We start from the raw sequence: 24,308 nt of genomic DNA, 5'->3' as shown, positions 1-24,308 counted from the left end.
TGAATTGTGAAGGAGCGCACGCAGTATATTAATACGTGAATATCTGAGTCCATGATATTGTCAAAAAACAATTCTGGGGAGCAAAAGGGTATATAATACCATTGCCGGGAACTAAATTAGCACTAGGAGTACAAGCGTCGGCTACCTGCGCGTACAGACGTATCACACTACTGGACAAAAATAGAAAATGGTTAAAAAAACATATTATTTTAAGTACAAAATGTTATTTTTGAGATAATAATTGCTAAAAACGAGCTTTAGCAGATAACAATTTTTGTACTTTTTCAACCATCTTCTATTTTTGTCCAGTAGTGTGACAGACGTATACGTGAGGAGCAGAAGATCATGCAGTACGACGAACGGAGATAATTTAGTTCTCGGAAATGGTACAATAAATTAGAAGATCAGAATAAGTAAGGAACAATATAAAATGCAGCTTCTTAAAATCGCCATCGCAATTTTTATTATTTTACGCTGTTTTCTTACTTTGGCTTCCCCCAACATAAGGAACAATGATTTAGTTGATATTCAAGAACAATATTCTGTATGTCGAGAAGAAATATTTGATAAAAATAAATTAATTGTAAACTGGTATATGGCTGATCCTTATCAGTTCGCTTATATAAATAAGCATGGTAATTATGGAATTGCTGGATTAGATATAGAATTAATTAATACCATTAGTAATAGGGTAGGAGTTAATATACAATATATTAACTCTAGCGGCATAAAATCAATCTCTAATATCCAAAACGGTAAAAGTGACATAGTAGCAGGAGCAACCTATACTGATGAAAGGGCTGAATTTGCTAATTTTTCTACTCCTTATCGTGTTGAAGAAATTTCATTATTTGTCCTCAGCTCCAGCAAAAAACAAGTTAATTTTACTACTGTTCCTGAACTTTTAGCTCAAATCCGTGCTCTAAATTTTCGCCTTGGTATAATGACAGGCTTTGTTTATGGAGATATTAAAATAACAAATTATTTAAATGATGCTAATAATAGTGATATTATCATCAAATATGAAAGTAATTCCGAGTTATTTAATGCGCTAATACGTAAGGAAATTGATGGTTTTATTACCGATAAACTTACAGGCCTGGCACTGATTCTAAGTTATACTAACGAACAAATAGAAGAAGTACCTACGGGTATTAAAGTGCCGTTACATTTAATGTTTAGTCAAAAAACTGTTTCTAAAGATTTAGTAGAAAGATTTAATAAGGCCATTAAAGAATCTATCAATAACGATGATTATAAAGCATTAATTAAACGTAACTTATATAGCGTATTACTAACTAAATCTATTGGATCTACTTGGGGTTATATAGTAGGTTGCATAGCTAGTATTGCCTTTGCTATTTCGGGCATTATTCTAGCAACTCAGAAAAATGCTACGTTTTTTTTGACTTTTATATTAGCAACTTTACCTTCTATATTTGGCAGTGTTTTACTTGATTTTACAATAAATCATGTATATAATGCTCCCCTTACTTTCACGCCAACTTATTTTTATCCTATATTTATTACAGTCCTGGCTGGTTTTTCTACTCTTAAGTTGCTAAATTACTATAACACTACTTTATATGAAGATAATTTTGGTAATAAAATATTAACTAATACTCTCATTATTTGCGATACTGTAGGGCAAGCATATTTTATGGTTGTTGGGGCAATTATAGTCATTATAGAAAAAATTGAACCATTAGAATTCTGGGCGCCATGTTTTGCTTTTATTATTTCCACTACCGGCATAGCAATACGAAATTTAGTAAATAGTTATGGCCAAAATAACCAAGGTTACATTTCCCACAAGATTAATTTTGAAATTTCAATATTGTGGAGCTTAATCTTTATTATGTTATTAGATATTTACGCTTATCACACTAGCTATGATACTATCAAATATTCTATGATTACAGTCATGGCAGGAGCTATTGTTAGTAGACTGCTAATTTTATTATAATCTACCCAACTTAACTTTTCAGGTAGAGAAGCCAGAAGACTCGTCAAGTATAGTAAGAGATCAAGATTAATATTTGGCAATATTGAAATAGGTAATTCATAAAAATTGAGAATGAAAGTAGTAACGTGGAATATTAATTCTGTAAGGATAAGGTTACAACATTTGCGGGACTTGCTGCTAGAGATAGATCCCGATATAGTGTTACTGCAGGAAATTAAATGTGAAACTGAGCATTTTCCTTTCGATGAATTATCAGATCTACCTTATAATTTTTATGTATATGGTCAGAAGGCTTATAATGGGGTAGCCATTTTATCAAAATTGCCTGCCAATGAAGTAATAAAAGACTTGCCTCCTTATACAAATATTGGGCAGGCAAGAACTCTACAGATTTCATTACAAACCCCCATAGGTCTTTGTACTTTTATGTCGCTATATGCTCCGAATGGTTCTTTTGTAGGTAGTGATAAATTTACCGCAAAATTAAAATTTTATGATGATTTAATCCATTACTTGGAACGGCAAAAATCTTTTGAATCTAAGTTAATAATAGGCGGAGATTTTAACATCGCACCTTTTGATATAGACGTATATTCAGCTACAAATTTACAAGATAGTACCTGTTTTACTATCCCAGAAAAACGACAATTAAGAAAAATATTAAATTCTGGTTTCGAGGATTTATATAGGTTATCTCATCCTGATAAGCAAGAATTTTCTTGGTGGGACTACCGAGCGGGAAGCTTTGAACGAAACCTGGGAATGCGTATTGATATGATACTTGCATCTAGTAATGCTGCGGATTACCTAGATAGTTGCGAGATGCATAATAGTTGGCGTAGTAAAATTAAACCTTCTGACCATATACCAGTGATCGCTAAAATGATTGAATTTCGACCAAGGTCGTGAATGGAGGCTGAAACAAATTGGTCGGTTATTGAGTTGAGTTATAGTATTCTTCACCATCTTTTATCTGAGTGGCACCTCATCGCTTCTTCCATAACACTTGCTTAAAAAGCACAGGACTATAAAAAAGAGGCAGTCAATTTGATACTGCATGGCCACTTCCTTACCACAAAAAGCCATAGAGATCTTTATGATCTTTTTAACAATCCGATAAATCAGAGTCTGGTAAAGTAGAACTACCGGATTGCTCCAATAGACTTCTTTTAGAGCTCGCTTCTGGTAGGGAATTTGAAGGAGGCTCCTCGCTTCAAACCGCAGCGTACTTAAATGTATGTGAGGATTTGAGCCTAGATTCATTGTCTAAATTACCATCGCCAGTAGAGTTTCGAAAGAAGTCTAATCGAACTCATATCCACTTTTACAGGAGGTCCAGACATGACGGTCCCATATCAGTTCCTTGTATCAATCCACTCAAAAATTCAGATAAATCTAAAGATACAGAAGAGCCTAATATTTCAGATAAACCTGAAAGCGCTGATAAATCACCTCCAGCGCAACTAGTACTTGGATTATTATTGACAGTTATCTTTTTTGTTTCCTTATTAATTAACCATTTAATTCCTGTTTGATTTAATATACTGAAGAGCTTAAATAAATCCACCTGCGCGGGTGTAATATATTGATTATTTACTGGCCTATTATTATCAAAATAAACATATCCTGTATTAATAGGTATATATGGATTATACGATGGGTTAGATATAAATAACACATTGAATAATTCATCAAATATTTGGGCAGCCTTAACGCCAGTATCACGTAACATACTAAATACATTATTCATTATTGATATATCAGCTTGGATAGTAATTAATTTTACTGATTTGATATAGTGTCCATCTGATTGCTGGATAAATAATTGCTCAAATAATCCCTCAAAAGCCTCAAGAGCTTTAGCACCTGATCCGCTTAAAATACTAGAGATACTGGATAATGATACTTGTTCATGTGCTAATGCCAGTAATTTGGCTGATTTGATATAGTCTCCAGCTGGCTGCTGAGTAAAGAATTGCTCAAATAATTCCTTAAACACCTCTACCACTTTAGCACCTGCCCCGTTTAAAATACTAAAGATACTGGATAATGATACTTGTTCATGTGCTAATGCCAGTAATTTGGCTGATTTGATATAGTCTCCATCTGGCTGCTGGATAAATAATTGCTCAAATAATCTCTCAAAAACCTCGGCAGCTTTAGCACCTACCTTGCTTAAAATACTAAAGATACTGGATAATGATACTTGTTCATGTGTTAATGCCAGTAATTTGGTTGATTTGATATAGTCTCCATCTGGTTGCTGGATAAAGAATTGTGCAAATAACCTCTCAAAAGCCTCGGCAGCTTTAGCACCTGTCCCCTTTAAAATACTAGAAATATTAGATAATGATACTTGTTCATGTGCTAATGCTAGTAATTTGGCTGATTTGATATAGTGTCCATCTGCTTGCTGAGTAAAGAATTGCTTAAATAATCCCTTAAATACCTTTACCGCTTTAACACCTGCTCCGCTTAAAATACTAGAGATACTAGATAATGATACTTGTTCATGTGCTAATGCCAGTAATTTGGTTGATTTGATATAGCGTCCATCTGCTTGCTGAGTAAAGAATTGTTCAAATAATCCCTTAAACACCTCTACCGCTTTAGCACCTGATCCGTTTAAAATACTAGAGATATTAGATAATGATACTTGTGCATGTTCTAATGCCAGTAATTTGGCTGATTTGATATAGTCTCCATCTGGTTGCTGGATAAAGAATTGCTCAAATAATCCCTCAAAAGCCTCAGCAGCTTTAACATTTGATCCACCTAAAATGCTAGAGATACTGGATAATGATACTTGTTCATATGCTAATGCCAGTAATTTGGTTGATTTGATATAGTGTCCATCTGGTTGCTGGATAAAGAATTGTGCAAATAATCTCTCAAAAGCCTCAAGAGCTTTAGCACCTGATCCGCTTAAAATATTAGAGATATTAGATAATGATACTTGTTCATGTGCTAATGCCAGTAATTTGGTTGATTTGATATAGCGTCCATCTGCTTGCTGAGTAAAGAATTGTTCAAATAATCCCTTAAACACCTCTACCGCTTTAGCACCTGATCCGTTTAAAATACTAGAGATATTAGATAATGATACTTGTGCATGTTCTAATGCCAGTAATTTGGCTGATTTGATATAGTCTCCATCTGGTTGCTGGATAAAGAATTGCTCAAATAATCCCTCAAAAGCCTCGACAGCTTTAGCACCTGATCCGCTTAAAATACTAGAGATATTAGGTAATTTTCATAGTACCCCACAGATTTTACAGGAGGGTTAAAATAATAAATTGAATAAGTGACTGAGAGTCACTAATCTCCGCTGAGAAACAAGCAACAGGAGGTATTAATGGACTCTCAATCACTATACCAAATATTATACATATTTTTAGATTGGCACCCAGCACGAATTAAAACATTTGCAGAATTAATTTGTGCAGTAGTAAAAGCTAAAACTGTGAGAATCAAAGAATTAGCACTGTATGTCGCTTCTAAAGGCAATTTGCATGCCAAGATTGTTAAAGTTGAGCGTTTGCTTTTAGAACAAAATATGTGCTTTATAAGTTTAGGGAAAATTATTGTTAAATTGCTCTGTCTAACAGGTAAAATTAGCCTTGCCATAGATAGAACCAGCTGGCAATTTGGTATTAAAAATTTGAATTTTTTTGTTGCAACTATCGTTTATGGTAATATTTCAATTCCTATAGCATGGTTGTTACTTGATAAAAAAGGCAACTCTTCTACTAATGAAAGAAAGAAATTGATTGAGCAAATTTTAACAATTATACCTAAGGAAATGATAGAGCTTATCCTTGCCGATCGGGAATTTGTTGGTGAGGAATGGTTGCAATATATGGGTGGAATCCAAAAATTACCTTTTGCTATCAGGCTAAGAAAAAGTGAGAAGGTCAAGCATTTCAACGGTGGCAAGATGAAGTTGAATAAATGTTTTGCCGATATGCAAATGGGTGACACTAAAACTATAGAAAGCAAAATTTACAATGGTATGGCAATTAAAATAACTTGTTTGCAATTAGAAAGAGAGCAACTATTTATTGCTAGTAATGTGCTTATTGGTGAATGTGCTTTGCTAGCATATAAGCAGAGGTGGAGCATTGAGCGACCTTTTCTGTCTCTCAAGTCATCTGGATTTAATATTGAAGATACCCACATTACAGATCAAAAAAAGCTGGAAAAACTATTTGCAATAGTATCTTTATCCTTAGCTATTTGCGTGCTTGCTGGTGACATTAAGAACAAAATTTATCCTATAAAGATCAAAAAACATGGTCGTAAATTATACTCATTATTTACTTACGGATTTGATTGGATAAAAGATTATTTTTATAACTCGTTAAGTGATACCCCTGCTATGTTGTTTTCATTACTACGAAAACACATTATGCATGCTTTTCAACTTCAACAATAAGTGTGGGGTACTATGAATAATTTTGCTTACCAAATTATTTACTACTTCTCCAATATTATCCTTGTGAATAGCTAAATTGTTGGAGGGTGTTACCCCGCAGGTCCATAACTCATATTGATTACCAATTGATGGTTCTAATTCATCCGCTATGCACAAAGCAATTCTTCCTATAAATCCTGGCAAACAAGAAGGAGTGCTTCCATAACTTATTTCGGCACTACATATAGCTGTACATAACTTAAACAACTGTTCTAATTGAAACGCGTAATTTATATCATTACCGCTTACAGTTTCAAATAATACATCAACCATATTTTCTGGTAATGCTCCTAAAATGTTATAAAATTTGCTTCTATTAGATAATATTGCAGCCGTTACATCATCGCTTCCCAATATTTTGATAATTTTGTCTATATTATCACTAACCAAACTATAATTGTTATTATATAACGTTACTAATAGTTCTTTCTTTTCATTAAAACTGGCTGATCTTTGGATAAAATATTTTTTAATTATAGCTAGAAGTACAGGGGTAGAGATAGACTGCATCACATTATCACCTGGGGGCCAGTATGCCAATGTGCTAGCAGCATGACCTTTATATTGACCTGTACCTAAATCTTTTTCTAAATAAGTTTTATTTAAAGAATTAATTGCAGTTTCAACTATATATTTAATATAGTGATTGGGAGAGCCGGTAATTAATTCTTGAAATTTCTTTAAAGTTGCTCCTGAAGATTTGTGTATAGCTTCTGTAAAGAACTCTTTTCTTATACCAAGGCTAGTACTAATTAAGGTTTTAAGTAAAATTTGATTATTTAATAATAATTTCTCAGATATCTCCTCACTAAAATTTCCTATTAAATCTTGGATTTCATGATGGGGGATTCTTACTAATTGCTCCAGTACCCAATCTCTTTTTTTTATAATATTTTTATCATGTGAATTTTGCGCATCATTAGCAATTTGTTGTAAAACTGTCTGTTGATCAGAAATAGGTATAGGAGTATATCCCTTACGAAACAAATACAGCATCATTTCTAGGTCATTATTATAGTACTTCATTAATGTATAGGGAGATCCTAGATATGTATAGCTCAGTATAACCGGGAATTCCACTGGACGCTCTAATATATATTTAACAACTTTAACATTTTGCTGAGTTCCCATAAGGTCCAAATATTGAGATATGCGGAATGCAATCATTTCTTGAGAGTCTCCTTTATTTTTTGCGTCTTCAATTTCTTTGTACATTCTTGACACCCCTTCATGGGTATAATTACTAGAATATGTTCTTAAAGGATCTAGATTCAGTAATTTCAAAGCTACTGTGTCGCTATCTGTACCATTACTTACATTTAAGTAATCTATGGCAAGTGAATTATTGGTAATCGCTTCTATAATTCTTAATTGGGTGGGTTCCGTAATATCAAGGCTATATAACTTTAATATCTTTAAATTTGGTAACGCTTTTACTTCAATAGCATATGATATAGCATTGATTATATAATCAGTTGGGGAATAAGCAGATAAATCTATTTCTTGTAGACCACATAGGTTACTATTATCAGCATTTTTAAATATAACATTCAGATTTGTCTCAATATTTTTTCTCCACTGTTCTGTATTAGGGCCGGTAATAGCAATTTTTTTTAAACTTGAAAGTTTTCCTTCTATTACCGCCTTTTCTAGCGCTCTACTTTCTTCCATGTTAAAATTACTAGAAATAAGAAATTCAGATTTTATGCCATGGGCAATTGAGTCTAAAGCTTGTTCTACTCTATTTTGCATAAATATTTAAATATTTAATATTAACGAAAACTAATTATTTTGTTATGTACTAATGATTGATTTTAAATTAAAGTCAATCATTACTTAAAAAAAAGTTAGTCTTATAACCTCTCTCGTGTTAGCTACATATTGAAAAAGAGGAATGTGTAATATACACTATAAATATTAACATTTTTTAAGTAATTTGTCATGCTATTTTATGTTTAATAGATATGCATCAAAATAAAATGACGGTTCTTGAAATACGAGAAGTATATTCTCAATGTTGAATTTGAATTTGATCATTTTGACCTAGTACTCCTGAATGGCTCTGTGCCATCTCCAAGGATATCTAGATACTTACGATATACGTAAACTTTGTCACGTTTTTTGCCGCTCATTTCCTCTATAACCCCAATGGACGCCATGTGATTCAGTGCGCTTCTGGCAGTCGGCGCTGTCATTCTTAATTCTCTTGCAAGCAAAGGAGCCGTTACTTGCGGTAGACGCTTTATATATTCTAAGACTACCTCACAAGAAAATCTTGCACGTCCTAATTGAGCGATTTTTTGTAAATCTTGCTCAAAAAGATTGTTAATCTTCCCAGCAGCATTAATCGCTTGTTTCGCAGATGCATAAACTCCTTCAAGAAAAAATTCCAACCAGGTTTCCCAAGTCCCGCGAGTGCGGACCTCTTGGAGTAGTTCATAATAGGTATGGCGATTTTGTTTAAGGTAAAGGCTTAAATATAAAATAGGCGCATCAAGTATGCCTCCCAAGCACAAAAGCAAGATTATCAATAATCTACCAAGTCTGCCGTTACCATCCAAAAAAGGGTGAATCGTTTCAAATTGGACATGCGCAAGTCCTGCTTTAATTAAAATTGGTAAACTTTCCTCATGCAAGAAAGTTTCAAAATCACTAAGGCATTGGTTTAAGTGCTCTACTGGCGGTGGTACAAACAAAGCGTTACCAGGCCGTGTCCCGCCAAGCCAATTTTGTGAGCGCCTAAATTCACCGGGTAGTTTTCCTGAGCCCCGACCACCCGACAGTAATACGCCATGGATCTCTCGAAGAAGCCTAAGAGATAAAGGAAAATCTTCTTTTAACCGCTGCAACCCATAACTAATTGCTTTAACATAATTAGACACTTCTTCGACATCTTCCAGAGATACTTCTGGCTTTTGATGGTGTTCAAAAAGCATAAGATCCGCAAACGAGCTTTGCGTTCCTTCAATTTGACTTGAGAGCAATGCCTCTTTACGCACGTACATATAAATAAACAAAGACGTGTTAGGGATGACCTTATGAATGCTATTTAATTCCGCCACGGCTAAAGTGGCTTTTTCAAGGTATGGATATAGTCGTGCTAGATCCACTGGAGGTGCTGGCGGCAATTTAGGTGGAACATAGGCCTTATAGGATTCCCCAGTCACTTTTTGAGTAATGTATGTTCCGATTCTTTGATTCATATGCTATCTTTTCTTAAGTTGGTCATACTAAAAAAAGATAGTTTATTATTTTTTCTTAGTCAAGAGTACAAAGAAAAGGAGAACTGTCAAAACCAGGGACAAAATTTCCCTTTATTGGCGAAAGAGCTTAGTAAGTATTTAAGTTGTCCGTACAATTGTAACGCCCATCTTCCATATATTGTGTGACTTCCTTAACAGAATTTTTATGGTATGAGTTTACTTATGTTGCATTCCCTGTTAAAGGTACGAATCTGACAGGCATAAGTTTTTCTTGTCTAAAGTTATTGGCTTCATCAGTTTTAATTAATAATATAAGAGTCTGATTAAAATCATCTTCTGCTAAAGGCATGACCATGCGGCCACCAACCTTTAATTGGTTAAGTAAGCTGCGCGGAATATACTTCGCAGCAGCTGTAATAATAATTACATCAAAAGGTGCGGCTGAGGGCCACCCTATATTACCATCTCCTATCTTTAGATAAATGTTATCGTATCCAAGTTTATGTAGTAATGTTTTAGTTATTTCAGCTAATTCCTCTATTATTTCAATGCTATATACTGTCTGACATATTTTGCTTAGCACTGCTGCTTGATATCCTGAACCTGTGCCAATTTCTAATACCTTTGATTCTGCATTTAATTGCATTACTTCAGTCATAAAAGCTACTATGTAGGGCTGAGAGATAGTTTGACCATATCCAATATCTAAAGGTCCATCTAGGTAAGCATAATCTTGCATATTTGCAGGAACAAAAAGATGCCTGGGAACAATTTGCATTGCATTTAACACTGCTTTATTTTTAATCCCTCTGGTTTTTATTTGAGTTTCAACCATTTGTAATCTTGCAAGATGAAAATTATACTTATTCATTACGGTGCTATCATTTGTTTTAGGGATTAACAACACTATACACAAGCTTATAACCATCAGTTTCTTTGTCAACCTCATAATATTAATTAAGTGCGGTAATTTAGATAGTTAATATAGTTCATATCCTCTACTTTTTCTTCGGTGTAGAATGGCTTTTAAAGTATGGTCTATTCTTCAGTAGAATCACAGTAATAATTTTGAAATTGCCTAAATTATTATGACAAGCTCCCCAAGAGCACAGGATATTAGTATTACCAAATAAAGTTTGTTGAGTATATAAATGATAATGTGTATGTGTCGAGCGCCAACGGTATTGCATTTTAGTAATGAATTATCAGCTTGAGTAATAGGTATACAGAAGGCCAGGTTACTAGTATTACAATTCAAGTGCCTTGTTTTAAAAGTGATATTTAAATATGGCAATATACGCTGCTTTACATTAGTTTTATATTCAATAGCAGCTAGAACAATATCAATATTTAGATATTGATAGATTATAACTGTTAAAAGTAATACCGTAAAATAACTAAATTTAATTTTTGTAGTATAATATATACAGCTCATATAACTTAAAAATTTAATTTAAAAGTTATTGACCCTTGATGATTGTAATAATGTTTATATAAATGATAATAATATTCTAAAGAAATTTGGATATTTTGTAGATCGGTAACAAGGCTCACCCCGATATTATAGGCTGTTTTAGGGGGCTTTGGTATAATATAGTGTTTGGTCTGCTCTTGATTTGCGATATTGATAGTTTTTAGTATATACTGCACTTTTGGGTTGAAATTATACTCTACTGCACCTTGCAGTGCTAAACTAATCAGAGGTGAGCTAGCAGTTTTTCTGAAGGGTAATAAAAGATTAGCCCCTATAATTCCAGTAGTCATATTACGAGACCTAGAATTATTTAATAAATTATGTGGATTATTATGCATAGCATAATGTGCAAATCCATATCTCAACCCAATATTGGGGATGAGAATTAAGTTATGTTTAGTAAGATAGTGATAATTGAGCAATGTTTCTACACTATAATGACTCACCCGGTATTTTTCGGTCAAATGGTATTGAGAATTATTCAATAGATAGGAAGTATTATTTTTAACATAATTACGGGCAATTAATGCTAGACCTTGTAAAGTGAAATTATGAGATAAATTTGTCTGCCCATATATAGAGAATATATGACTTATTGCCCTTTCCCGCGCTTTATCCGTATTATTTTTAAATTTAAACATAGAATGGATATTACTATATGCTAGACCAATAAGGTTATTGTTGTTAATCTCGACATCAAAACCAATACTTCCACCACGGTTATGGCCGGTATAACCAGCAATATTATTGCTTAATCCTTGGTTAATATAGCCATATAAAACACTTATCCATAACCCCCTTTGGGTATTTAAATTGTTATCTCCCGCTGAAAGGGCTATTTTAGGAATCCCAATATTATATAGATTAAACCTGCGCTTAATAACATCTCTATTCGATATTTCTAGATTAGTATAATTTTGTAAGATTTGAGGTTTATCTGACAGTAGTGATCCGCTACTTCCTACAGTTGCTCCTTCATTATTGCATATAGGTGTTACTCTTTGGCGCCACTCATCCCCACTGCTTCCTAAGGCCTCAGTGCTTAGGGGGATTTCTGTGCCTGGATGCGCTGATTCTAAAGGGATTGTTTCTACCCTTCTCTCTTCTACTGGGCTGTCTGATATAAAAGACGAGGCAGAAGGTAGTGTTCCTTCAGTGGTAGAGGGGAGAGATATACTAGCTAGTGGATCTGCTAAAGATTGCGCGGATATTTCTTCATCTAATGGAGGTTCATTACCGACTAAAATTACCTCTCGCTTGCTTCTCTTAACATTGTCTGGGGATTCTATATCGTGAGTATTAATGGGTTGTCTTATCGTGATAGCTGTATATCCAAGATTATTTAATTGTTTTGATCTTAAAATTTCAGCATTTTCTATATTTACTCCGGGGGGTATGGAATTCTCTTCGGGTAAATCTTCTAAATCTGATATGGAGGTAGTGACACTACTTGCTGATAAATTCATGCTGGACATATGGTAACTATTATCTGTCTCTAAGTCTGCTAAAGTTTGATTATTAGAAAAAGGTAATATGGGGCTAGTTAATAACTCTGTACTGATTGAGATATTTTCTGTCCTTCTTGCAATAGCATTGTTATCTATACCTTGAGGTGATCTTTCGTGTGATATTGTTAACTTGTCTTTTTGTTTTATATCCTGCAATGCATAAGGTTCCTGTTCTGGATTGGGCGTACTGATCCTTATTAATGTGCCATCTGCAACCTCCAAGAAAGAATTATCTAATGTTACTGTTTCCCCTGTAACGTGGTATAAGCTTGCTGATATTGCTGCAGGTGGTAAGTTTTTAAGTAATTTTGAGTCTGGCAACAAAAGAGCTTCACTCGCAGAGAGAGTTCTACTTTTATCCTTTGTTAGTATTTGAGCATCTGATAACAGGGATGATTTGTCATCTACGAATGAACAAATATTTGAAGATGATTCTCCTTCTCTATGTGTTTCAATGCTTTCTGTTGTCTCATCCTTCTGCATTAGCGTTGATTCGGTACTTAAAGACGGTACTACATCTCTGAACCTACTGTCAAAACTTGCAGGTATAAGGGGAGAGTATGCATAGAGCGCTTTCTTCTGCTGGCACCTATCAGAACATCCTGGCTTGAAGGGGTTGAAGTCGTAAGTAAAAGAGATGAACATGCTATAGGGCTAGAAGAAGAGAGCACTTCTTTCGATGATTCTTGTTCCGTAGGTTTGCCGGTATTGTCAGCTGACTTATCCTGTTGAATTAAGTTTGTAATATTTGCTACTGTTGATGGAGCTTCAAATTCTCGCTCTTGATACCGTACATCATTTTGAACAATGTTTTTGTTATCTGTTACTCTTGGGCTGTCTAATCTTTGACTATTAAATCCACCTTCCCAATAATTCATTAGACTATCCTGAGAAAGAGTAGGAGAAGGTCATAGTACCCCACACTTATTGTTGAAGTTGAAAGGCATGCATAATGTGTTTTCGTAGTAATGAAAACAACATAGCAGGGGTATCACTTAACGAGTTATAAAAATAATCTTTTATCCAATCAAATCCGTAAGTAAATAATGAGTATAATTTACGACCATGTTTTTTGATCTTTATAGGATAAATTTTGTTCTTAATGTCACCAGCAAGCACGCAAATAGCTAAGGATAAAGATACTATTGCAAATAGTTTTTCCAGCTTTTTTTGATCTGTAATGTGGGTATCTTCAATATTAAATCCAGATGACTTGAGAGACAGAAAAGGTCGCTCAATGCTCCACCTCTGCTTATATGCTAGCAAAGCACATTCACCAATAAGCACATTACTAGCAATAAATAGTTGCTCTCTTTCTAATTGCAAACAAGTTATTTTAATTGCCATACCATTGTAAATTTTGCTTTCTATAGTTTTAGTGTCACCCATTTGCATATCGGCAAAACATTTATTCAACTTCATCTTGCCACCGTTGAAATGCTTGACCTTCTCACTTTTTCTTAGCCTGATAGCAAAAGGTAATTTTTGGATTCCACCCATATATTGCAACCATTCCTCACCAACAAATTCCCGATCGGCAAGGATAAGCTCTATCATTTCCTTAGGTATAATTGTTAAAATTTGCTCAATCAATTTCTTTCTTTCATTAGTAGAAGAGTTGCCTTTTTTATCAAGTAACAACCATGCTATAGGAATTGAAATATTACCATAAACGATAGTTGCAACAAAAAAATTCAAATTTTTAATACCAAATTGCCAGCTGGTTCTATCTATGGCAAGGCTAATTTTACCTGTTAGACAGAGCAATTTAACAATAATTTTCCCTAAACTTATAAAGCACATATTTTGTTCTAAAAGCAAACGCTCAACTTTAACAATCTTGGCATGCAAATTGCCTTTAGAAGCGACATACAGTGCTAATTCTTTGATTCTCACAGTTTTAGCTTTTACTACTGCACAAATTAATTCTGCAAATGTTTTAATTCGTGCTGGGTGCCAATCTAAAAATATGTATAATATTTGGTATAGTGATTGAGAGTCCATTAATACCTCCTGTTGCTTGTTTCTCAGCGGAGATTAGTGACTCTCAGTCACTTATTCAATTTATTATTTTAACCCTCCTGTAAAATCTGTGGGGTACTATGGATATTTATATACAATTTGCCAGAAGTGAATTAGGACTAGGGAAGAGGGATAAAGTATTGGAGTATCTTAATAAAGCTAGAAGAATATTTCTAAGTGATAATAGTAGCAATCCAAAAGATGCCAATTATTCGGAAGATCTAGGTTTAGCAGTGAGTTATGTAGTAGAAGGTGATCTTTTGTGTGCTAAGAATAACCGTAAAAAAGCAATAGAATCTTATCATAAGGCTTACCTGATCTATTTGTCCCTATATGGTGAAAGGTTAAAAAATGTAGCACAGGTGAGCTATCTATATTTACAAGGAGCTACAGCTGCCTGTAAAACCAAGGATTTATATAATTATAAATTTTTTAGTGATCAGCAAATTAAGGAATTTGGGGCAAATCATCCCAATACTATTACTATGTTACAATATTGTCAAAAGTATCAGGAGCGTATCAGTAATAAAAATTAGAGTTTTTATTACGCCTCCTTTAACACAACAGAGTATATGTCAATTAAGATAAAATTTTTATCAGATAGCACAATAAATCGTATCGCTGCAGGTGAAGTAATAGAAAAACCTGCGTCTGTAGTCAAAGAATTGATAGAAAATGCGATAGATGCTTTGAGTACTAAAATAGATATAGTACTTGAACAAGCAGGCAAGAATTTGATTATCATTTCTGATAATGGTATAGGTATGTCCGAGGAAGAGCTGAAAATTGCTATAGAACGTCATACTACTTCTAAGCTAGATGAAACGGATTTACTGAATATTAACAGTTTTGGCTTTCGAGGTGAAGCTTTGCCTTCTATAGGCGCAGTTAGTAAAATGCAAATTACTTCCAAAGCCCGTGGTAATGATAGATCTTATCAAATACAAGTCGGTGGAGGAATAAAAGAAACTAAACCGGCAATTCATAATGAAGGTACTAAAATTGAAATAAGAGATTTATTTTTTACCACACCTGCTCGATTAAAATTTTTAAGATCAGATAAGTCTGAATTGGCTGCCTGCCTTGATATAGTGAAGAAAATTGCTTTAGCGCATCCACAGATCTCTATTAGTTTAATGCATGATGGTAAAACTATACTAAAAGTAAGAGGTCGCCAGGGGGAGCATGAAGATATTTTCCCAGAGAGAGTCACAGAGCTATTAGGAGTTGAGTTTATAGAAAATACCGCAAAGATTCACTTACAAAGAGCAGAATTGTTAATATATGGTTTTACCAGTCTTCCTACTTTTAACAGAGCTTCTACTGGCGATCAATTTCTATTTGTTAATAACAGGCCAGTAAAAGACAAGCTATTACAAGTCGCATTAAGAGTAGCTTACCAAGATTATTTAGCTAAAGATCGGCACCCTGCTGCAGTGTTATTTCTACAAATCGACCCACAGTTGGTTGATGTTAATGTTCATCCAGCCAAAACAGAAGTAAGATTTCATGACCCAAATACTATACGTGGGTTGCTAATAGGGTCAATAAAAGACGCTTTAGCGACTAAAAGTCATAGGGTTTCCACGCATATTGCCACTACTGCTCTTGGGCTTTTTAGAAATATTCAGCCTAAGAGCAACCCTATTGTTGCTCAACATGCATCTAAAATTGAGGATAATATTATAGTAAATAGTGTTGCTGATAGTAGTGAAAGAAGTAATTATAAAATACAGGCTTTGCGTGATAGAAAGTTTCAACCACAATTAGTCAGCACCAAACCGTATGCCAAAGTAGAGATAGTCGAGGAGAATATTGCCAGCTCTGATACTTCAGTAAGCGAAAATATAAATACTCAAGATGAATTTAGAAGAATTAATCCTGTAAACAATCTCTATCCTCTTGGGGCTGCTAGAGCACAACTTCACGGCACTTATATAATTTCTCAAACCAATGATAGTATTATTATTATCGATCAACACGCTGCTCATGAACGTTTAGGGTATGAGAAAATTAAAAAAATGATTAGTAATAACGGGTTAGTTAAACAACGCTTACTAATTCCGGAAATAATAGAATTACCGGATGAAAATAGAGCAAATTTACTATATAACAATAAAGATAATTTATCTAAATTAGGTTTAAGTGTAGAAAAATTTAGTGATCGATCAATTATAGTATCAGAGGTTCCAAGCTTATTAGAAGATATAAATATAGGGCAATTAATCCAAGATTTGGCAGATAATTTATCTGATCTTGGAGAAAATATTTCCTTGATTCAATTGATTGAACATGTTACAGAAACATATGCATGTCATTATTCGATTCGAGCTGGTAGAAAATTATCTGCGGATGAGATGAATGAATTATTACGCCAAATGGAAACAACTCCTTTTTCTGGTCAGTGTAACCACGGAAGGCCTACTTACATTGAACTTAAACTTAAAGATATAGAACGGTTGTTTGGACGTACGTAAAGCTTAGACCTTACAAAGTTTGCTAAATAATTAACAATTCTCAAAGTATAATTATTTGGTCAGCTGCGCATTAGAACCATAATTAAAAAAAATAATAAGATGTTTCATTACAATAAAATATTTGATAATCATATAGATCAAATTAAAAGAGAAGGAAGATACCGTGATTTTGTTCCTGTTCAAAGACAAGCTGATAATTTTCCTTCGGCTTGGCACAATGGGAAAAACATAGTAATGTGGTGCATTAACGATTATCTTGGGATGAGTAAACATCCCAGCGTTACTGAGGCTGCGTTGAGGACAATAGCTGAATATGGGATTGGATCAGGGGGCACTAGAAATATAGGCGGTAATAATAGCTGTATAATACAATTAGAAAAAGAACTAGCCGATCTGCATCACAAGGAGATGGCGTTGGTGTTTACTTCTGGTTATGTTGCCAATGATACTACCCTTGCCACCCTTGCTAAAATAATGCCTGATATAGTTTTTTTCTCAGATGAGCTTAACCATGCTTCTATTATTTCTGGGATTCGTAACTCAAAAGCTGAGAAATATATATATCGTCATCTTGATATGGAACATTTGGAAACATTATTAAGAAAAATTGATATTAATAGGCCCAAAATTATTGTTTTTGAATCTGCTTACTCGATGGATGGTTTATTTTCCCCTATAAAAATAATTATAGATTTAGCTAAAAAATATAATGCTCTTACTTTTATCGATGAAGTACATACGGTCGGATTATATGGCCAAAGTGGAGCGGGAATTGCGGAACTGCAAGGATGCGCTGACCAAATTGATATTATTCAAGGCACGTTAGGTAAAGCCTATGGCACTATCGGGGGATATATAGCTGCGAAACAGCAGATTGTTGATTCCATTAGATTAAGCGCTCCTGGTTTTATATTCACCACTTCATTACCTCCAGCTATTTCTGCTGCCGCTACTACTAGTATTCGCCACTTAAAAAAATCTAGTGTTGAAAGAGAAATGTATCAAAAAGTAATAGGCAAAGTTAAGAAATCATTTAATGATGCTAGCGTACCATATTTTAAAAATGATAGCCATATTATTCCAATAATTATTGGGGACCCTGTAAAAGCTAAGTATATTTCTAAGGTTTTATTAGATAAATATAATATTTATGTGCAGCACATTAATTTTCCTACTGTTCCACGAGGTACGGAACGTTTGCGGATCATACCCACCCCCAATCATACTGACGCAATGATAGAGGAACTTACTAAAGCTTTAGTAGAAATTTTTAGTACACTAGCTATATCCCAAACAATTAATTCGCATTTTATAATAAAAACTCCCCTGATCCCGGCAGCATAAAGTGGTATTGAGTAATAAGTTTTGCGGACAAGGTATAAGTAATTTGATATAGTTAATTATCCTTTAATCTATCAAACAGAAATAAATAATATGAAATTAATATTTACAGTATTAGCTTTGCTAAGCATCAATATACCTTTAGTTTATTATTCTTCTCTTCTGAATTCAGAGGAATTTAATGTTGCGCATAGTAAACAAACTGGTAAGAACATTAGCACATTATCAAAAGATAAAGTCCTTAAATTTACTACCCCTGACTATAATAAGTTTGATCTATACCTTCGAGGATATATACAAAGCATTTTCATTAATAGTTATGGCTTACCAAGCAACGCTGTTACTGTAAGAGAAGGTATTATCCTGATTGATAACGACAAATTACAAGGTAATAATCCACAGCAGATTTTAGAAAAAGTCAAACAAGCCACAGCATCAATTAAAGGAGTAAAAGATGTACAATTGATTAGTTACAGTACAACTAATAGTAATCTAAGTAAATTAAATATTATTGATCCCAGTAATATAGAAGAGAATGGCACCAGAGATATTGCGATGCCAACTCACAGCTTGTTCCAAGCGTTAATTGCGGACAATAGATGGCCACGTTTTACTTTATCTTATCAATATTTTTTAAAAGGTAAATTACTAAAACATGCCTTTGCTCCTAACTTTGGAGCCAGCTTTCCTTTATATAAGGTGGTAAATCAAGTAACAAACAGAGAATGGGAAGTTGGTATTCAAGCCGGGTTATTCGGGTTATTAGATATTGGTACTAATCCGACTGCCTTGATTAATGCTGATTATTATATCGCTGTACCTGTTACTTATCGTAGCGGTCCTTGGTCTGGTTTGGTTCGGCTGTATCATCAAAGTTCTCATTTGGGAGATGAATTTATGTTAACAGAGGAGGGCAAGAAGACCAAGCGTATTAACCTGAGTTATGAAGGGATAGATGTGTTATTGTCGTATAATTTTGATATATTACGCATATATGGAGGAGGAGGATATATTGTCCATCGAGATCCTAGTTATATAAAGCGGGGGAAAATTCAGGTAGGGGTAGAATATTATTCTCAATCTACTTTTATGAATGGTCAACTTCGACCGCTAATAGGTGTTGATATGAAAGCGGAAGCTCTGAGTTCATGGACCCCTGGCATATCTTGTAAAGCAGGGGTGCAACTGGAAAATTCTGCCCTTATCAGTAATAAAGTACAATTTATGCTTGAATACTATTCCGGTAAGTCTATGCATGGACAATTTTATAAAAATAAAATAAAATACATTGGTGTAGGAGTGCAGGCTTTCTTATAAACCCGTTATATCCCTATGGCGCTATTAACAAAATAAATTATAAGCTTTAAATAAGAGCAAGAGCGATAAAACTGAAGGCAAGGGCAGTCAAAGTTGTCAGATCGCATAGTAATGCGTTTATTTTCTTTAAACCTAGTAAAAAGTCTTTCAATAATATGCCATTTTCGGTAAAGTTTAGTATCATAAAAATCTTCTGGAGTTAAGCTAGGTTCTGTTGACAAAATTTTTTAGTAGACTTTTTGAACAGGTTTTTACCTAAAAATATAGGTGAATTTTGCAAGTCAATAGTCCAGCTATTTCAAAAAATTTGCCTATATTTGTAAACAAAACATGCCAAAAAAGGTCCTAAAAAATTTTGTCAACAGAATCTAGAATAAGAAAACCATATCGTGTACGGCAGCCCCGTTATTAGTACAGCTACCTAACGGTAATATATCATTTTCTAAATAACTATCTTGTAATAAACGATCTATATATTTTCTCTTATCCGCCTCACTGTAAAGCTGATCCCAAACAAAATAAGATATTCTTTGGACTTTATAACCTAAATTTTCTAATAATTTAGTATTAAGCTTAGTAGAACTATTTTGCTCATATTTATTAAAATGAGTAGGACCATCTACCTGAATTATTAAGTTAGTGTCGGAAATGAAGTTATCAACATATGATGCAATTTCTGGTATCCATTTTTCACTTATTATTTCTTTAGGTGATATTTGTGATAGTATCTCAGACACTTCTTGTTGCAGCCTAGTCATGTAAGATGGAGCTAGACCATTATTTTCTATATATTGCCATAAATATTCCAGCACTTCATTTGAAAATAAAGATTGTTGATATTTTTGAAAAAAATCAGCATTAGCAACCCAAAGTTGGTGACAATCCCTAAGATCAAGTATTTTATATTTTTCTTCAATAGAGCGCAATATAGGAATAGGTATTTTAATGTGACAATTAGTTAGGTTATTAATCGTATATATTGCATAAACAGAAAAAACTAAATATTTAGGATTAAACTCTTCAATTTTATCACAAGTTTCGCGTTCCCAAGCTTCAATAAACTGGATAGACGGTTTTATTTCTAGGCCTTTAAAAGCCTCAATAGAGTTTACCAACTCTTGAGTCTTAAAAGACTTAATTTTGGTACAAGCTTCGCGTTCCCAAGCTTGAATAAAAGTAGCAGAAGGCCTTAACGCGAAATGCCCAAAAGCATGTATGGACAAAGCTAATTCTCGAGGCGTAAAATCTTGAATCTGCTTGCAAGCTTCACGTTCCCAAGCGTCAATAAAATACTGCTCTACAGGAATATCGTGTATGCTAAATTGATACAAAATAGTTGCTAAACCTCGAGCGTTAAACCATAAATAGCTGTTCTCTTCTTCGCTCAGCAACTGCAGAGCTCTATGATATATAGCAACTTTCAAAGAAGCATTAATAGGGTTATACTTGAATATTTGGCATAGCTTGATACTACCCATTCGCATTATATTATGGGGAGTGATCTGAGTATTATGATGCATCTATTTTCCTTTTCTTTAACATCTGAAAGTTTTGTTAGATATTGTGTAACTATTCCACTAATTTTTCTAAATTAATGGTAGCAAAGGCTGGAGATTTGAGCAAGCAATAAATGTAAATTTTGTTATAATTATTTTAATTGAATGTCATATCCAACTTTTCCAGTGATAATAGATAATAAATATTAAATGATCGTAAATATTACTTGACTTTGTAAACATGTTTTCATATAATGCTTGCATTATATAGGATCTGCCTTGCAAAGGTGGCCTTATAGTAGCTGTTATTACAAGTTTTTGGTTTCTTTTGAGTAATAAATTAACTTATAAGGAGTTATATATGACTATCTATTTGTCTAATAATCCAAAACATCAAGTTAGTTACAATACACTTACGGCCGCTAAAACTAAACGAGGTACAAACTCTGCTAACAATCAGATTGAACAGTATTTTACTAAATCGCATGATTTGAAAATAGCAGATAATAAATTAACAGTAGCAATTAAATATAATACGCCTAAAATTAAAGCCCATAATGCTGATCTCCAATTACGTCAAATAAAAGACGATATCACCAAAACTCTTCAAGCATTTACAACACTGCATCCGTTAAGTCTACAAACCGATAAGGTCTTGGAAGTATATATATTTAATAATAAGAAGGACTATAAACAATATGGTACTAAGAGCCAATATCGTTTTGGAAACCATGATAGTGGGATATATTTTTACCATGATGGAATTGATGGTACTACTTCTAAAATCTTTACATATTACGAATATAACAAACCTCAAAATTTAAAGCATGAGATTACACATGGTTTAGTAGGTCTTATCACTAATGGTAAGGTGCTACCTCCAATATTACGAGAAGGATTAGCTGAGTATTTCCAATATTTATCAGATCCACAACGTATTGTTCAAGATTTTCATATTACTAAAATTATACAAAAGATTCAAACAGGAGCACTCAATCTAGACTTGCAGACTCTACTTAATACTAAAGATAATACTGATCATCAAGATATCATCTATGGTTTAGGTCACGCTTTAGTAGAATATTTTTATAAAAAAGATTCTGGGAAGTTTGTCCAATTATTAGATTCAGTAAAAAACGCGAATCCAAGCGCAATAAATAAGATGCTACAATCAGGACTAGAGTCAATATATTCGCCAAAAGAATTTCAAGGTTATTTAGAGCAAAATAGTATCGATTCTTATATGAAAGAAATCAATGCTTTAAAAGTTGAAAAATCGACACTCGCAGGAATTATCTATGACGCAAATAATAACAAAACTGAATTTCATCAAGCGGTGATTAAAGATAGTATGGGAAATACTGTGGCAAGCTTTTCTCCAGTTGTACATTACTATCAATTTGGGGTGGTAAGGGTAGAACATACTGCTAGTGGAAGTCGTTATAGTAGTGAGCAGCATTACTTAGATATATCTAAAGAATATACTTTCTTAAAACTAGTTTCTTTTAAAGGCCAGTTAAAATTAATTTATTGTGATAAAGAAGGTACACCTTATTTTGAATCAGCAGAATTTTTACAACAAATACAAAAGTTACAAGCTCATTATCAAAATCATCCTGCAATATTAGCACAAATTCAAGATGGCCTAACCTATTTTGATCCAGAAAGCGTAGTGAACATTTCCCAAAAAGGGCAAAAAGGTTTTATGTCTTATATTAAAGGGTTACCATCACCTGAAAACCTGATATTCAAAATTAAGGATAATGATATAAACCCTGCTAAGAAATCTCATATTTTAACCATCATACATAATGATCAGCCTGTAGGGGAATTAAGTTACACTAGTGGTTTTTTCCAAGATAAACGTTTTATCTATAATGATGAAGCGCAACAATTATATAGCTCATATACCAGCCAGGCTTATGTTGCTTTAGACAAAACACCTAATGGACAAGTTAGAGCCTCTTTATTAGAAGGACGTCAGGTTGATAGTGATGCATATTATCAAACACCTCATATTCACAGAAATGAAGCCATGGAAAATATACATATACATCTTAACAATCCAAATCAAAATGTAGATGCTCTACTATTGAAACCAGATGTCAAAATCCATGATCATGCTAATTCAGATTTGGCTAATAGTGCAAGGCAAAACACTTCAAACAGCACAGGATTCACAATAAGCAAAGGAGAATTATTAGATGATAGAGGAACCAGTGCTAAAAAAGATGATGTGCATAAAGCGCATGTAATGCATAACAATCAGAAAGTATATAGTTTTGATCATATGGGATATTATGTCACTGAAAATGGGGCGTTTTTTATCGATGATTATGGAAAGAACAACCGTTACCAGTTAGCAAAAGGCACTACTCACTTAAAATTAGTGCATAAAAGGCAAGGATCTTTCCTTATCCCAACAGATCAATATGGTAGAGAAGACCCTGAATCTGTAGCTAAGATTCCTGATGAGTATAGAAATATTCCTACTAGGTTTGCTTATGATTCTCTAGAAAAAACACAAGATAACTCTGTAGAACAAGGTAACTCTATTCCTCACTACTTGGTGCGTTTTGCTGACTTCAATAAATATCAGTCTGGTTCTCTATTTACTATAACAGCTGATGCAACTACTGCGGACTCACAATATAAACAGGTCATATTACGTGACGCCCAAGGTAAATCAGTAGCAACATTATGTGATGAATACCATTATCAGAAAGGTAAGTTTTTTATCTCAGCAGACTTACCAATGTATGCACAAAATAAAGGTTTCTTAATGTCTACTGATTCTAAAATCAAACCTTGCCACGACAAAACTAATGTTGTGTTAACATTTGATAACGGTGCCGGTGATGTAGAGGGTATAGATAGAGAATATACTGCAGAAAAAATGATTCCGATCAGCAAGGATAGTGGAACTTTATACAGCAGGGTCATAGCGGAAGAAGAGTATGATGTATACTTAGCAGGATAAAATCATGTTAGAAAAATTTACCATAAGTAATAGACCAAGAAATGTATCAA

At 33.7% G+C, this 24,308-nt stretch carries 17 protein-coding genes; 8 read left to right on the top strand and 9 right to left on the bottom strand.

Going from position 1 to position 24,308, the window contains the following annotated elements; all coding sequences use genetic code 11:
* The first annotated feature begins 430 nt into the window (after positions 1-430).
* On the top strand, positions 431-1,966 hold the full coding sequence (locus tag ACFELV_RS02610) for a transporter substrate-binding domain-containing protein (RefSeq protein ID WP_375326631.1): 1,536 nt from the start codon (positions 431-433) through the stop codon (positions 1,964-1,966).
* 111 nt (positions 1,967-2,077) lie between these two features.
* Positions 2,078-2,875, top strand: coding sequence for an exodeoxyribonuclease III (gene xth / locus ACFELV_RS02605; protein ID WP_375326630.1), 798 nt, complete (start codon positions 2,078-2,080; stop codon positions 2,873-2,875).
* A gap of 415 nt (positions 2,876-3,290) precedes the next feature.
* Here the strand turns inward: xth and ACFELV_RS02595 are convergent, their stop codons facing one another.
* Entirely contained in the window at positions 3,291-5,015 is a 1,725-nt protein-coding gene (locus ACFELV_RS02595) for a hypothetical protein (RefSeq protein WP_375326629.1), read from the bottom strand.
* Positions 5,016-5,321: 306 nt separating this feature from the next.
* Here ACFELV_RS02595 and ACFELV_RS02590 point away from each other — a divergent pair, with 306 nt between their 5' ends.
* Positions 5,322-6,401 (top strand): IS4 family transposase, encoded by a 1,080-nt coding sequence (locus ACFELV_RS02590; protein WP_375326208.1) that lies wholly within the window; start codon positions 5,322-5,324, stop codon positions 6,399-6,401.
* Here ACFELV_RS02590 and ACFELV_RS02585 read toward each other — a convergent pair.
* The 6 genes from ACFELV_RS02585 to ACFELV_RS02560 all read right to left on the bottom strand — a co-directional run bounded on the left by ACFELV_RS02585 (position 6,360) and on the right by ACFELV_RS02560 (position 14,629).
* Positions 6,360-8,192 (bottom strand): hypothetical protein, encoded by a 1,833-nt coding sequence (locus ACFELV_RS02585; RefSeq protein WP_375326628.1) that lies wholly within the window; start codon positions 8,190-8,192, stop codon positions 6,360-6,362. The two genes, ACFELV_RS02590 and ACFELV_RS02585, sit on opposite strands and share 42 nt — an antisense overlap.
* Before the next feature lie 281 nt (positions 8,193-8,473).
* Positions 8,474-9,643, bottom strand: coding sequence for a Fic family protein (locus tag ACFELV_RS02580; RefSeq protein WP_375326627.1), 1,170 nt, complete (start codon positions 9,641-9,643; stop codon positions 8,474-8,476).
* A 220-nt stretch (positions 9,644-9,863) separates the two neighbouring features.
* A complete protein-coding gene (locus ACFELV_RS02575; RefSeq protein ID WP_375326626.1) occupies positions 9,864-10,592 on the bottom strand; it encodes a protein-L-isoaspartate(D-aspartate) O-methyltransferase in 729 nt (242 codons plus the stop codon).
* A 491-nt stretch (positions 10,593-11,083) separates the two neighbouring features.
* Positions 11,084-13,108 carry an autotransporter outer membrane beta-barrel domain-containing protein gene (locus tag ACFELV_RS02570; protein ID WP_375326625.1) on the bottom strand — a complete coding sequence of 675 codons (2,025 nt, stop codon included), beginning with the start codon at positions 13,106-13,108 and terminating at the stop codon, positions 11,084-11,086.
* 29 nt (positions 13,109-13,137) lie between these two features.
* A complete protein-coding gene (locus ACFELV_RS02565) occupies positions 13,138-13,503 on the bottom strand; it encodes a hypothetical protein (RefSeq protein ID WP_375326624.1) in 366 nt (121 codons plus the stop codon).
* Positions 13,504-13,549: 46 nt separating this feature from the next.
* A complete protein-coding gene (locus ACFELV_RS02560) occupies positions 13,550-14,629 on the bottom strand; it encodes an IS4 family transposase (protein ID WP_375326208.1) in 1,080 nt (359 codons plus the stop codon).
* Between the two features lie 98 nt (positions 14,630-14,727).
* Between ACFELV_RS02560 and ACFELV_RS02555 the strand changes: the two genes are divergently transcribed.
* The 4 genes from ACFELV_RS02555 (at position 14,728) to ACFELV_RS02540 (ending at position 19,782) form a co-directional block, all read left to right on the top strand.
* The gene (locus ACFELV_RS02555; RefSeq protein WP_375326623.1) at positions 14,728-15,183 is read left to right on the top strand and encodes a hypothetical protein; all 456 of its coding nucleotides are present in this window, start codon (positions 14,728-14,730) and stop codon (positions 15,181-15,183) included.
* Positions 15,184-15,225: 42 nt separating this feature from the next.
* The gene (mutL, locus tag ACFELV_RS02550) at positions 15,226-17,124 is read left to right on the top strand and encodes a DNA mismatch repair endonuclease MutL (RefSeq protein WP_375327493.1); all 1,899 of its coding nucleotides are present in this window, start codon (positions 15,226-15,228) and stop codon (positions 17,122-17,124) included.
* A 99-nt stretch (positions 17,125-17,223) separates the two neighbouring features.
* On the top strand, positions 17,224-18,468 hold the full coding sequence (gene hemA, locus ACFELV_RS02545; RefSeq protein ID WP_375326622.1) for a 5-aminolevulinate synthase: 1,245 nt from the start codon (positions 17,224-17,226) through the stop codon (positions 18,466-18,468).
* Between the two features lie 90 nt (positions 18,469-18,558).
* Positions 18,559-19,782: a DUF1207 domain-containing protein gene (locus ACFELV_RS02540; protein WP_375326621.1), complete on the top strand. Its 1,224-nt coding sequence runs from the start codon at positions 18,559-18,561 to the stop codon at positions 19,780-19,782.
* 5 nt (positions 19,783-19,787) lie between these two features.
* Here the strand turns inward: ACFELV_RS02540 and ACFELV_RS02535 are convergent, their stop codons facing one another.
* Both ACFELV_RS02535 and ACFELV_RS02530 read right to left on the bottom strand, forming a co-directional pair.
* Positions 19,788-20,003, bottom strand: coding sequence for a hypothetical protein (locus ACFELV_RS02535; protein WP_375326620.1), 216 nt, complete (start codon positions 20,001-20,003; stop codon positions 19,788-19,790).
* A 147-nt stretch (positions 20,004-20,150) separates the two neighbouring features.
* Complete coding sequence (locus ACFELV_RS02530) at positions 20,151-21,302, bottom strand: RAP domain-containing protein (RefSeq protein WP_375326619.1); 1,152 nt, start codon at positions 21,300-21,302, stop codon at positions 20,151-20,153.
* Positions 21,303-21,639: 337 nt separating this feature from the next.
* Here ACFELV_RS02530 and ACFELV_RS02525 point away from each other — a divergent pair, with 337 nt between their 5' ends.
* A complete protein-coding gene (locus tag ACFELV_RS02525) occupies positions 21,640-24,258 on the top strand; it encodes a hypothetical protein (RefSeq protein ID WP_375326618.1) in 2,619 nt (872 codons plus the stop codon).
* Positions 24,259-24,308: the final 50 nt, after the last annotated feature.

Source organism: Candidatus Tisiphia endosymbiont of Nemotelus uliginosus, from assembly GCF_964264835.1.
Taxonomy (GTDB): domain Bacteria; phylum Pseudomonadota; class Alphaproteobacteria; order Rickettsiales; family Rickettsiaceae; genus Tisiphia.
Note: the sequence above shows the minus strand (reverse complement) of the source record. Positions and strands in the feature narration are given on the sequence as shown.

Coding starts and splice junctions, on each gene's coding strand:
- ACFELV_RS02610 (WP_375326631.1), top strand. CDS start 431: ATGCAGCTTCTTAAAATCGCCATCGCAATTTTTATTATTTTACGCTGT.
- xth (WP_375326630.1), top strand. CDS start 2,078: ATGAAAGTAGTAACGTGGAATATTAATTCTGTAAGGATAAGGTTACAA.
- ACFELV_RS02590 (WP_375326208.1), top strand. CDS start 5,322: ATGGACTCTCAATCACTATACCAAATATTATACATATTTTTAGATTGG.
- ACFELV_RS02585 (WP_375326628.1), bottom strand. CDS start 8,192: ATGCAAAATAGAGTAGAACAAGCTTTAGACTCAATTGCCCATGGCATA.
- ACFELV_RS02580 (WP_375326627.1), bottom strand. CDS start 9,643: ATGAATCAAAGAATCGGAACATACATTACTCAAAAAGTGACTGGGGAA.
- ACFELV_RS02575 (WP_375326626.1), bottom strand. CDS start 10,592: ATGAGGTTGACAAAGAAACTGATGGTTATAAGCTTGTGTATAGTGTTG.
- ACFELV_RS02570 (WP_375326625.1), bottom strand. CDS start 13,108: ATGCAGAAGGATGAGACAACAGAAAGCATTGAAACACATAGAGAAGGA.
- ACFELV_RS02565 (WP_375326624.1), bottom strand. CDS start 13,503: ATGAATTATTGGGAAGGTGGATTTAATAGTCAAAGATTAGACAGCCCA.
- ACFELV_RS02560 (WP_375326208.1), bottom strand. CDS start 14,629: ATGGACTCTCAATCACTATACCAAATATTATACATATTTTTAGATTGG.
- ACFELV_RS02555 (WP_375326623.1), top strand. CDS start 14,728: ATGGATATTTATATACAATTTGCCAGAAGTGAATTAGGACTAGGGAAG.
- hemA (WP_375326622.1), top strand. CDS start 17,224: ATGTTTCATTACAATAAAATATTTGATAATCATATAGATCAAATTAAA.
- ACFELV_RS02540 (WP_375326621.1), top strand. CDS start 18,559: ATGAAATTAATATTTACAGTATTAGCTTTGCTAAGCATCAATATACCT.
- ACFELV_RS02530 (WP_375326619.1), bottom strand. CDS start 21,302: ATGCATCATAATACTCAGATCACTCCCCATAATATAATGCGAATGGGT.
- ACFELV_RS02525 (WP_375326618.1), top strand. CDS start 21,640: ATGACTATCTATTTGTCTAATAATCCAAAACATCAAGTTAGTTACAAT.